The following is a 10,928-nucleotide window of genomic DNA, read 5'->3' as shown; positions in this document are numbered from 1 at the left end:
CGGCGACTCTTCAGCTCTCTTCTTTTTCTCGGCCGTCACCCAGTTATGCACCGTCTGCGCGACCAAATCAAAATCGCGCGCCGCTTCGGTATAGCTCAGCCCGCCCTCGAGTACCGCGTTGACGACCTCAGCCTTCAATTCCGGCGAGTACTTTCTCGGTCTCCTTGCCATGAAACACTCCTCCGGGCTCCTCCGCCAGTCTACTTGGAAGACGTGTCCGGAGACCTCGGAGCACATCACTTTCCCGCCTTGACACGCCTGCTCGGCGACTGAAACACAATCAGGCATCGGGGGCGGGGGTGGTCGGAAGGTGACCGTTAGGCGCCGTAGGCGCTTTCCGCCCGCAGGGCGGGCCGCCCGCAGGGCGGGCTCTTCGCCTGCCCAAGGCGCCGGTTTAAAGATCAAGAGATGTCCTCGCCGGACGGGCAGGCTCCGGGATGACGGGGACCGTTGTTATCTCACCTCGGGCAGGTGGTCGCTGGGTGGTCATCCCGTCGCCTTCCGGTTTGTGCATATCACTTTGAGCCAGGCCCGCAAGGTTGGCATGTCAACTCACGCCCCAGCGAGGGTTGCGGGCCTGGCTCAAAGTGATCGTCACGTGTCAGGCGACGGGATGACCACCCAGCTACTTTGGGTTCACTGCGCGGCGCTGGTGCGCCGTTAGCTCACTGCGTTCGCTAGTGCTTTGGCGTCTTCTTCGCCGAAGGTTTCTTCCAGCTGTTCCGGTGAGTAGTCCAGGTCGATCTGTCCTACTGGGACTCCGCGTGCCGATTCGATGGCGCCCAGGCGGCGTTGTGCTCGGTCGGCCGCGTATTCGATGAACTCCTGCGGGTCGTTGTCGAACGGGCGCGGCTCCTCGAACTGGTTCTGCACCCATTCGATCATGCCGAGCGCGTGCGGCAACAGCTCGCCCATGCGTTGCTGCACCGCGTCCCACAGGGAATCGTCCGCGGCGATGTGCCTTCGGCAGGTGAAGGTGCCCCATGCCATGTGCCGGCGCTCGTCGTCGCCGATGTGCTTCACCAGCTGTTGCATGCCGGGCAGGATGCCGCGCGTCGTGCAGACCTTCTGCCACGCGTAGTAGCCCGTCAGGGCCAGGCTGCCTTCGATCACGTGGTTGTAGGTGACGCTCGCCCGGATCTGGTTCAGCGGGCTGGGGTCGTGCTCCAGAACGGCCAGCGACTCGGGCAGCTCCTCGTAGAACAGCTTGCGGTAGTGCGGGTTCTCGCTGACGTACGAGGTCAGGTCCTCGGTCAGCCCCACCGCGTCCATCCAGCGGCGGAACACCTCGGTGTGCTTGGCTTCCTCGAAGCAGAACTGGGTCAGGTACATCTCGTCACCGAACCGGCCCTCGGCGGCCATCGCCTTCATGAACGGCTGGATGTCCTCCGTCACCGCCTCCTCGCCGGCGATGAACTGCGCGCACAGGTACGTCGACGACCGGCGCTCCTCGTCGGTGAGGGTCTGCCAGTCCTCGGCGTCCTGGCTGAAGTCGATGTCGGCCGGGTTCCAGAACTTGCGGTTCCCCTTGACGAACAGCCGCAGCGGGAAGGAGTCCCAGTTCAGCCCGCCCCTGCGCAGCGAGGTGAACCCGGTGCGGTGCACGGGAAGCGTATCGGTCATGGCTGCTCACACTCCATTGTGGACGCGTAACGGGTGATGGCCGGTGCGATCGCGGCGCAGATCAGGTCGGCTGCCTCGGTCGCGGTGTGGGTCGGCAGCACCAGGTGGCTCAACGAGAGCCGGACCACGGTCTCGGCGAGGAGGTTCGCGGCCTCGGCGCTCAGCGCGGGCAGGGACTCCCGGTAGTGGGACGCGGCGACCTCCATCGCCGCGGACAGGACCGGTTCACCCCGGGTGGTGAGCAGCGGCAGCAGGTCCTCACCCTGCGGTGTGCCCAGCGCGGAAGCGACCAGTCGGTTCTCCCGGCCGTGCTCGATCGTGTAGGTGACCGCGTCGCGGATGCCGGTCAGCAGATCGGGCGCCGACGCGAACCGCCGGTGGATGCCGTCCAGGAACTCGCCCGTGGTGCGCAGGACGACCGCCTGCACGAGCGCGCTCTTGTTGCCGAACTCGTTGTAGACCGTCTGGCGGCTGACCCCGGCCGCCGACGCCACGTCCACCATCCGCAGGGCCGCGTAGCCCCGCGCCGCCAGGATGTCGGCCGCCGCGTCGAGCAGGATCTCCCGGAGCGACGTCCTGGTGCGCTCCGCGAACGAGTCGGTGATCTCAGTCACAAAATCAGCTTGACACAGGCGGCTGCAATGTCAAGCAGGTTGACCCGAATGGGCTCACTGTAAAGCGGAGGTGAGACGGCGTCCGGAACTGTCGGAGGGTCCGGCTACCGTGGTTGGCGTGGGGATCGTCGTCGGATTCGACCTGGACATGACGCTCATCGACCCGCGGCCGGGCATGGTCGCGGTGATGAACGCGCTCGGTGCGGAGGCGGGCCTGCCGCTGGACGGTGAGCACTTCGCCGCCAACCTGGGCCCGCCGCTGGACATGGTGCTGCGTGACTTCGGCGCGCCCGAGGAGCGGATCACCGGCCTCGTCGACCGGTTCCGCCAGCTGTACCCGGAGATCGTGATCCCGGAGACGGTCGCGCTGCCGGGCGCGCACGAGGCGCTCGCCGCGGTGCACGACGCGGGCGGCCGCACGGTGGTCGTCACCGGCAAGTACGGGCCGAACGCGGCGCTGCACGTGAAGGCGCTCGGCCTGGCCGTCGACGTGCTCGTGGGCGAGCTGTGGTCGGACGGCAAGGCGGTGGCCCTGCGCGAGCACGGCGCGTCGATCTACGCCGGCGACCACCTGGGGGACGTGCGATCCGCGCTGGCCGCCGACGCGGTGCCGGTGGGCGTGACGACGGGCCCCTGCAGCCGCGAGGAGTTGCTCGAGGCGGGGGCGGAGGTGGTTTTCTCCAGCCTGGAGGAGTTCCCCGGCTGGCTCAGCCGGCAGCCGCTTTCCGGTGCTCGCGAACCAGTGAGATGAGCGACAGTGCGATGCCCAGGGGCGTGGCCACCCCGGCGACGGCGCTCAGCCACACCGGGAGGTCCCGCAGGCCGAACGCGAACAGGACGAACACGGCCAGCACGGCCAGCACGCCGACGGCGAACACACCGATCCCGAGCCGCATGAGGAACGGCTTGCGCGGGGAAGTCTTGGCCGGAGTATCCATGGCACAAGGTTAGAACCCATATCTTCTTCACCGGAGGGCGCATACCGGGATAGGCTGGTGGATACGCGTCCTGGGTACGCCCAGGGCGCGTTCGTCGTGCAGGCGGTCACGTGCCGCCGGTACGCGAGATGACTTACTCAGAGCGAAGGAACGGTGAGGGCAGTGCCGACCGGCAAGGTCAAGTGGTACGACGCGGAGAAGGGGTTCGGTTTCGTCACCCAGGACGGCGGCCAGGACGTCTACATCCGCAAGACCGCGCTCCCCCAAGGGGTCGAGGCACTCAAGGCCGGCCAGCGGCTGGAGTTCGGCGTCGCCGACGGCCGTCGTGGTCCGCAGGCCCTGTCCGTTCGGCTGATCGACAGCCTGCCCTCGGTCGCCGAAGCGCGCCGCCGCCCGGCGGAGGAGCTGCACGGCCTGATCGAGGACATGATCAAGCTGCTCGAGATGAAGGTGCAGCCGGACCTGCGCCGCGGCCGCTACCCGGACCGCAAGAACACCAAGCGGATCGCCGAAGTGATGCGCGCGGTGGCCCGCGACCTCGACCCGTAAGCCGGCTCACACCCCCGAGCAGGGGGGCGACGTGGGCACGACCGGCCGCGACCACCCAGCGAAGCCGCACCCGGCAACGCAACCGGCCCCACCGCCCGAGCCACCCCTCTCCCGCAACCCGATCCCCAGCCAAATCGGTTGCCGAGCAGCGGGGTCAAGGCACGCTTTCCCGCCTTGACGCCGCTGCTCGGCAACCGAACACTGAAAGATCGGGTTCGGGAGGGGCAGATCCGGGCGTAGCGAAGCGAAGCCGGTGCCCTCAACACCCGCGTAGCGGCTCAGGCCCCAGGCTCAACCTGCAGCGACCACAAAGCCCGAGCCACCAGCTGCGGATTCCCGTTCTCGTCCAGAATGGGGTTCCCCGCCTGATCGGCCGCGTAAGCAGCGCCGAGCTGCTGCACCTCGACGACCACCAGCTGGTCGTCCGGCGCCGCGCCGGTCGCGGTGTAGGCGAGCTTGTCCCCGGGCGAGAAGAACTGCTGCTTCACCGGCTGCAGCTCGCCCTTGGCGTTGGCGTACTGGACGTTCACCAGCCAGGGCGTGTCGCCGATCTCGGACGGCACGGAGATCTGCACCGGCTTGCCCGGGCGCACCTTCAGCGTCACGGCGGCGTCCGGGTTCTCCGAGCACGACTTGAGGAGCGCGTCGCAGTTCACGATCGGTTCGGCGTTGACGGTGCGCCCGTCGCCGAAGAAGGTGACCTCGGGCGGTCCGACGTGGGCGGAGCAGCCGGTCAGCGCCAGCGCCCCGGCCGACAGCAACAGCAGAGTTCGCCGCATGGCGGAAACACTACGGGTCGGGTCACTGCACGCGGGGAGCGGCCCCGTTGCCGGTTCGCGCCGGCCTGCGGTCCCGCCGCGCGCCCAGACCGGGCAGGAGTGACGCGCCTCTCTGCAGCAGGAACGTCTGCGCCAGGCCGAGCGCGAGCAGGATCGACACCACCAGGAACCCGATCCAGTACGTCGGCGGCAGCAGCAGGCCGATCGCGCCGCCGAACACCCACGCCAGCTGCAGCACCGTCTCCGACCGGCCGAACGCCGACGCCCGCGACTCCTCCGGCAGGTCGCGCTGGATCACCGCGTCGAGGCTGATCTTCGCCAGCGCGCTCGACGTGGCGCCGACGAGACCGACGATCGCGGCCGTGACGATCCCGGACATGACGGCGGCGAGGATCGTCGAGGCGAGCGCGGCGCCCGCGCAGCCCAAGATCACCTGGCTGGGGTGCCCGAAGCTCAGCCGCGATCCGAGCGCGTTGCCGACGAACCCGCCGAGCCCGGCCGCGCCACCGATCAGGCCGAGCAGCAGCAGCTGCATGAACGGGCTCTGCCCGGTCTGCTCCGCCTGCGCCTTCACGGCGAACGCCGCGAACATCATCAGGAACCCGGTCAGCACGCGGATGGTCCCGTTGCCCCACAGGGCGAGCACCACGTCACTGCCCAGCGGCTGCCGTTTCTTCTTCTTCGCCGGGTGGGCCTTGAGCGTCGCCGGGACCTCGCCCTCGGTCACCTCGACCCACGCCGGGATCCGCATGGCCTGCACGGCACCGGCCACGCAGATCACCGCGGTGAACCACAGCGCGCCCGCCGACCCGAACAGCGAGTTCACCCCGGAGGCGATGGCACCGAACACACCACCCGCGGCGAGCCCGAACACCGTGAGCCGCGCGTTGGTCTTCGACAACGTGATGTCCGGCGGCACCACCCGCGGGGTGACCGCCGACTTGAGGACCGTGAACGACTTGGACAGCACCATCTTCCCGAGTGCGGCGGGGTAGAGGCCCCAGTCGTTGAAGTGCAGCGCCATCAGCACGGCCATCAGCACCTGGCCGACCGAGGTGAGGCACATCGCCAGGCGTCGGCCGCGCTGGATCCGGTCCAGCAGCGGGCCGATGACCGGCGCGACGAGCGCGAACGGCGCGATGGTGATCAGCAGGTACAGCGCGACCTTGCCGCGGCCCTCGCCGCTGGTGGCCGCGAAGAACAGGGTGTTGGCCAGCGCGATGGCCATCGCCGCGTCGCTGGCGTAGTTCAGCATCACCGCGTACGTCAGCGAGGTGAGACCGGACTTGTCGGCGCCGTCGGCCTTCGTCGCGCGCTGGAACATGCCGACCGCGCGGCCGCCCAGCTCGCGGCTGCGCAGCGCGGCGACGCGCGTGACGGTCAGTTTCTTCGGCATCCGGGGCAGCGGCCCGGCGGTCGCCTCGGTGCGGTGCTCCGCGGCCGGCTCCGGTTCCGGGCGCGCGGAGCCCGCGTAGCCGTCGGTGTCGTAGTGCTCGTAGAGCGGCTCGGTGCGGCGGGGCGGCGGTTCACGGCGCGGCGGTTCGCCCTGCCACGGGCGCTGCGGCGGGGGCGGGCCCTGCCGCGGCGGGAACGGCCGCGCGCCACGCGGTGGTGGCGGCGGTGTGCGGCCGCCGGCCGGGAACGCGCTCGTCGGCGCCTCGTCCGCGTTCGGGACCGCCGACGACTCCGGGTAGAAGCGCCCCTGGGCGCGCCACGGTTGCCCGGCACCCGGTGCCGGTGTCCACTTCCGTTTGCGCCGCACGCGTCAATCTTGCCGTATTGCTGGGCCGACGCGCTGGGTGATCAGGAAGCGGGGACGAATTTCACCCGGAACATCACCGGCCAGAGCTTCCCGGTGATCAGGAACTCGTCGGTGCCGGGGACCGCGGCGATGCCGTTGAGCACGTCCGCGGCCGCCGCCTGGGCCGGGGTGAGCAGCCCGGCCGCGGTGATCTGGGCGGTCACCTCGCCGGTCGCCGGGTCGATGCGCAGGATCCGGTCGGTCTTCCAGACGTTGGCGTACACCGCGCCGCCCACGCACTCCAGCTCGTTGAGCTGTGCGAACTCCTGCTCGCCGGAATGCGCGGTGACCTCGCCGGTGACCGCGAACGTCGACGGGTCGCGGAAGGTGAGCCGGTCCGAGCCGTCGCTCATCACCAGCCGTCCGCCGTCGTGGCACAGCCCCCAGCCCTCGCCGTCGTAGGACACGCGCCGCAGCTCGGCGAGCGTCCGCGCGTCCCGCTCGATCGCCACGCCGTTCTGCCAGGTCAGCTGCCACAGGGTCGGGCCGGTGACGGTGATGCCCTCACCGAACAGCGGCGCGGGCAGGTCCACGCGCGTGGCCGGCGGCTGCCCGGGCGCCCCGGCCCGCACGGACGACTGCCCGACCAGCCCGGTGCTCTCGTACAGCGTGGCGCCGGAGAACTCGAGCCCCTGCGTGAACGCCGCCGGGTCGTGCGGCAGCGTCTCCAGGACCTGCACGGTGAGCTGCGCGACGGTGGCCGGCGCCCGCGGTGCCGCGGCCGCGCAGCCACCGAGTGCGACGACCGTGGCGAGGGTCAGGGTGATCAGGGTGCGCACCCCTCCACCCTGACACGGCGGCCCGAGGCGCGCGGGGCACAATTGGGGTATGACGCTGCTGCTCACCCTGGACGACGGCTCCGTGGAGCGCGCTCTCGCCGAGGCGGTCGATCTCGCGCGCGAGGCCGCGGTCGAAGAGGCGGGGGCCGAGCAGGTCGGGGCGCACGTCGGCGTGTCGCGTGAGGACGCGGTGTCGGCGAGCCACCTCTTCGAGGCCCACGTGCCCGGTTACCGCGGCTGGCGCTGGTCGGTGACGGTCGCGAACGCGGGCCCGGACACCCCGGTGACGGTGAGCGAGGTCGTGCTCGTGCCCGGCCCGGACGCCCTGATCGCCCCGCAGTGGGTTCCGTGGGAGCGCCGGGTGCGGGCCGGTGACCTCGGCGTCGGCGACATCCTCCCGCCGGACAAGGACGACCCGCGGCTGGTCCCGGCGTACCTGCGGTCCGACGACCCGGCGGTCGAGGAGGTCGCGCACGAGGCCGGGCTGGGCCGCGTGCACGTCATGTCCCGCTTCGGCCGCGAGGAGGCCGCCACGCGGTGGCACCGCGGCGAGTTCGGCCCGCGGTCGGACATGGCGCGCAGCGCGCCGGCCCACTGCGGCACCTGCGGCTTCTACCTCCCGCTCGCCGGTTCGCTGCGCGCCGCGTTCGGCGTGTGCGGCAACGAGATCGCCCCGGCCGACGGCACGGTCGTGCACGTCGAGTACGGCTGCGGCGCGCACTCCGAGGTCGAGGTCGAGGTGACCTCGTCGGTGCCGGTCGCCGAGCTGGTCTACGACGACTCGCTGCTGGACATGGAGCCGGTCGAGGAGCCGAAGACCGAGACGGGCGCCACCGCGGACGTCGAGACGGCGAGTGAGTCAGCTGAGTGATCCGTTCGGCACCGAGGCGCTGCGGGCCTCGGTGCTGCGGGCCTGGCGGGACTCGCCGACCCGGTTCACCGAAGACACCAACGCCGAGGGCGACCTGCGGACCGGCGGCTACCGCGACCGGCTGTTCGTCGAGCTGGCGCAGAACGCCGCCGACGCCGCCGCGCTCGCCGGGATCCCCGGCACGCTGCGGGTTTCCGTCGTCGGCGCCGAACTCCGGGTCGCCAACACCGGCGCGCCGCTCGACGCCGCCGGAGTCGCTTCGCTGGCTTCGCTGCGCGCGTCGGCGAAGCAGGGCGACACCGTGGGGCAGTTCGGCGTGGGCTTCGCGGCGGTGCTCGCGGTCAGCAGCGAACCGCGGGTGATCTCGCGGACCGGTGGGGTGGCCTTCTCCGAGACGCGGACCAGGGAGGCCGCCGGGCGCGACGGCGCGGTGCCGGTGCTGCGGCTGCCCTGGCCGGCGGACGAGGACCTGCCCGGCGGCTTCGACACCGAGGTCCGCCTGCCACTGCGCGACGGCGTCGACCCGGACGAGCTGCTCGCGCGCCTGACGGACGAGGCCGAGGACCTCCTGCTGTCCCTGCCGTGGCTGGCGCGGATCGAGGCGCCCGGCGCGGAGTGGGCGCGGTCCGAAGAGGACGGTGTCGTCGAGCTGACCACGCCGTCCGGCACGGTCCGCTGGCTGACCCAGGCCGGTGAGAACGTGGTCTGGGCGAAGCCGGCCGACGGGCGGCTGACCGAGGACGTGCTGCACGCGCCGACGCCCACCGACGAACGGTTGTCGTTGCCGGCCCGGCTGATCGCGACCGTGCCGCTGGAGCCGTCGCGGCGGCGGGTGCTGCCCGGCGCCGACGCCGCGCTGCCCGCGGCCGCCCGCGAGTACCCGGCGCTGGTGCGCAAGCTCGCCCCGGGGGACCGGCTGGACCTGGTGCCCGAGGCCGGTTTCCCGCTGTCCGAAGTGGACGGCAAGCTGCGCGAGCTGGTGGGGCGCCAGCTGGCGACGCAGGCGTGGCTGCCCGCGGCCGAGGGCGACGACCTGGTGCCGTCGAGCGCCCGGGTGCTGTCGGTCGAGTCGCCGCGGCTGCTGGAACTGCTCGCCGGTGTCGTGCCCGGCCTGGCCGGGATCAGCGGCTACGAGGCGGCGCAGGTCCTGGCGACCGTGGACGCCGACCGCCTGGACGTGTCCGACCTGGTCGACCTGCTGATCGGCGTGGACCGGGCCCCGGAGTGGTGGCGCGCGCTGTACGACGCCTTCCTGCCGCTGCTGGACAACCACGAGGTGACCGCAGACGAGCTGGGCGCGCTGCCGGTGCCGCTGGCGGACGGGCGGACGCTGCCCGGGCCGCGCGGCGCGGTGCTGCTCGGCGCGTCGGAGCTGCTCGACCTGCTGGCCGACGCCGAGGTGGGCGGGCTGCGGCTGGTGCACCCGGAGGCGGCGCACCCGCTGCTGGAGCGCCTCGGCGCGAAGCAGGCGGAGGCCGCCGACCTGCTCGACGCGCCCGCGCTGCGCGAGGCGGTCGAGCGCAGCCTGGCCGACGCCGCGTCCGGGTTGGACACCCGCCCGCTCGCGGAAGCCGTGCTGCGCCTGGTTTCCGAGACCTCGGCGGAGGGGCTGGGCGCGCTCGCGCTGCCGTCGGCGGACGGCTGGCGCCGGGCCGACGAGCTGGTGCTGCCGAACTCGCCGCTGCGTGAGGTCTTCGACCCGGAGGTGTTCGACGAGGACGGGCCGTTCGCGGTGCTGGACGCGGACTTCGCCGAGCAGTGGCCGGTGCGGGTGCTCACCGAACTGGGCGTGCTCGACGAGTTCCGGGTGGTGCCCGGCGAGGACGAGCTGCCGGAGATCCGCGACCTCGATCTCGTCGCGGACGACGCCTGGCCGCGGGCGCTGCGGCTGATCGCCGGGCAGCGCGAGACCTGGCAGGCGCTGACGATGCCGGACAGCCCGTCGGCGGCCTGGCTGGAGCGCAACGCGCTGCTCGCCGGTCGTCCGCCCGCCGAGTGGCGGCTGCCGGACGCGGAGGGCCTGACCGGTCTCTACGACCCGGTGCCCGACGTGGGGGTGCGCCCGGACGTGCTGGCCGCCGCCGGGGTCCGGTCGGAGCTGGCCGTGCGCGACCTCGACGACGCCGCCGACCTGCTCGACCGGCTCGGCGACCCGGACCGGGAGATCCCGCCGGGCCTGATCCTGCGCGCGCACGCCGTGCTGGCCGCCGCCGACCTGGAGTGGAGCGAGCTGGACGCGCCGGAGCGGGTGCGCACGGTCGACGGGTCCGTGGTCGACGCCGAGCGGACCGCGGTGCTCGACCTGCCCTGGCTGGGTGCGGTGTGGGCGCCGGAACGCCTGGTCGCCGCCTCGCCTGGCGCGGACGTGGCCGCGCTCGCCGAGCTGCTGGACATCCCGCCGCTGTCCGAGCACGCGGACGCCCGGGTCAGCAGCGCGGGCGAGTTCGTGCCGTGGCCGGAGATGACCGCGCTGGTCCTGGCGGCGGAGCTGCTGGGCATCCCGCTGCCCGAGGGTGGGCTCGTGGTGCACGACGAGTTGATCGTGGAGGTCGACGGAGTCAAGCGCGCCACGCCGTGGTGGGTCGAAAGTGGGACGTTTCACGGGGAACATCACGCGGAGGACTCACCCGAAGGGCTGGCCCGCGCGTTCGCCTGGGCCACCGGCCGCTGGTCGGACCGCCACCTGGTCGAAGCCGTGCTGAACGACCCCGCGACGACGACCTTCCTGCTCTAGGCCGTGTCCGTACAGGACACGCTCTAGATGTACTTGGCCGTTAGGTTGGTGGCAGTCGGCTGGTGGGTGGGTGGCCGCCGAGTGCGTTGTGATTTTCTTCACGTCCATGTGCACTAGCTGTATGAGGCCGTGACATTGGTGACGCCGGTGTGGAGCCGGGTCGCGGGTGGCTGATCTCCGGCAGCAGTGTGTGGTCGATGGTAGTTGTAGTGGATGTTCCAGATCGCTAACGCCTCGGTG

11 protein-coding genes and 1 pseudogene are annotated in these 10,928 nt (G+C 71.6%); 4 read left to right on the top strand and 8 right to left on the bottom strand.

The features are described from left to right. The 3 genes from D0D15_RS37980 to D0D15_RS34285 form a co-directional block, all read right to left on the bottom strand. On the bottom strand, nucleotides 1-171 hold a 171-nt coding region (locus D0D15_RS37980), incomplete at its 3' end, for a transposase (protein ID WP_162830567.1). A gap of 489 nt (nucleotides 172-660) precedes the next feature. After that, complete coding sequence (locus D0D15_RS34290) at nucleotides 661-1,623, bottom strand: R2-like ligand-binding oxidase (RefSeq protein ID WP_094009204.1); 963 nt, start codon at nucleotides 1,621-1,623, stop codon at nucleotides 661-663. Beyond that, nucleotides 1,620-2,237, bottom strand: a complete 618-nt coding sequence (locus D0D15_RS34285; protein WP_094009205.1) for a TetR/AcrR family transcriptional regulator — start codon at nucleotides 2,235-2,237, stop codon at nucleotides 1,620-1,622. The genes D0D15_RS34290 and D0D15_RS34285 overlap by 4 nt, the downstream gene beginning before the upstream one ends. A gap of 118 nt (nucleotides 2,238-2,355) precedes the next feature. Between D0D15_RS34285 and D0D15_RS34280 the strand changes: the two genes are divergently transcribed. Then, a complete protein-coding gene (locus D0D15_RS34280; protein ID WP_115945049.1) occupies nucleotides 2,356-2,988 on the top strand; it encodes an HAD family hydrolase in 633 nt (210 codons plus the stop codon). On the opposite strand, the gene D0D15_RS34275 is transcribed toward D0D15_RS34280, so the two are convergent. Beyond that, nucleotides 2,945-3,175, bottom strand: coding sequence for a hypothetical protein (locus D0D15_RS34275; protein ID WP_017985245.1), 231 nt, complete (start codon nucleotides 3,173-3,175; stop codon nucleotides 2,945-2,947). The genes D0D15_RS34280 and D0D15_RS34275 overlap by 44 nt on opposite strands. 162 nt (nucleotides 3,176-3,337) lie before the next feature. Between D0D15_RS34275 and D0D15_RS34270 the strand changes: the two genes are divergently transcribed. Further along, on the top strand, nucleotides 3,338-3,724 hold the full coding sequence (locus D0D15_RS34270) for a cold-shock protein (RefSeq protein WP_017985244.1): 387 nt from the start codon (nucleotides 3,338-3,340) through the stop codon (nucleotides 3,722-3,724). A 278-nt stretch (nucleotides 3,725-4,002) separates the two neighbouring features. Here the strand turns inward: D0D15_RS34270 and D0D15_RS34265 are convergent, their stop codons facing one another. From D0D15_RS34265 to D0D15_RS34255, 3 genes are read right to left on the bottom strand one after another with little or no spacing between them, the layout of a single operon-like run. After that, complete coding sequence (locus D0D15_RS34265; RefSeq protein ID WP_094009207.1) at nucleotides 4,003-4,503, bottom strand: DUF2771 family protein; 501 nt, start codon at nucleotides 4,501-4,503, stop codon at nucleotides 4,003-4,005. A gap of 22 nt (nucleotides 4,504-4,525) precedes the next feature. After that, a complete protein-coding gene (locus D0D15_RS34260) occupies nucleotides 4,526-6,265 on the bottom strand; it encodes an MFS transporter (RefSeq protein WP_094009208.1) in 1,740 nt (579 codons plus the stop codon). 41 nt (nucleotides 6,266-6,306) lie between these two features. Then, nucleotides 6,307-7,083 (bottom strand): glutaminyl-peptide cyclotransferase, encoded by a 777-nt coding sequence (locus D0D15_RS34255; protein WP_094009209.1) that lies wholly within the window; start codon nucleotides 7,081-7,083, stop codon nucleotides 6,307-6,309. 49 nt (nucleotides 7,084-7,132) lie between these two features. Here D0D15_RS34255 and D0D15_RS34250 point away from each other — a divergent pair, with 49 nt between their 5' ends. Both D0D15_RS34250 and D0D15_RS34245 read left to right on the top strand, forming a co-directional pair. After that, complete coding sequence (locus D0D15_RS34250; protein ID WP_094009210.1) at nucleotides 7,133-7,954, top strand: DUF3027 domain-containing protein; 822 nt, start codon at nucleotides 7,133-7,135, stop codon at nucleotides 7,952-7,954. Continuing rightward, nucleotides 7,938-10,688, top strand: coding sequence for a sacsin N-terminal ATP-binding-like domain-containing protein (locus D0D15_RS34245; protein ID WP_115945048.1), 2,751 nt, complete (start codon nucleotides 7,938-7,940; stop codon nucleotides 10,686-10,688). The genes D0D15_RS34250 and D0D15_RS34245 overlap by 17 nt, the downstream gene beginning before the upstream one ends. Before the next feature lie 113 nt (nucleotides 10,689-10,801). Here the strand turns inward: D0D15_RS34245 and D0D15_RS34240 are convergent. Continuing rightward, nucleotides 10,802-10,928 (bottom strand): annotated as a pseudogene (locus D0D15_RS34240) (IS481 family transposase); the annotation flags it as partial.

The organism is Amycolatopsis thermalba, assembly GCF_003385215.1.
GTDB lineage: Bacteria > Actinomycetota > Actinomycetes > Mycobacteriales > Pseudonocardiaceae > Amycolatopsis_E > Amycolatopsis_E thermalba.
The sequence above is the reverse complement of the archived record's forward strand: the minus strand, read 5'-3'. Positions and strand labels throughout refer to the sequence as shown.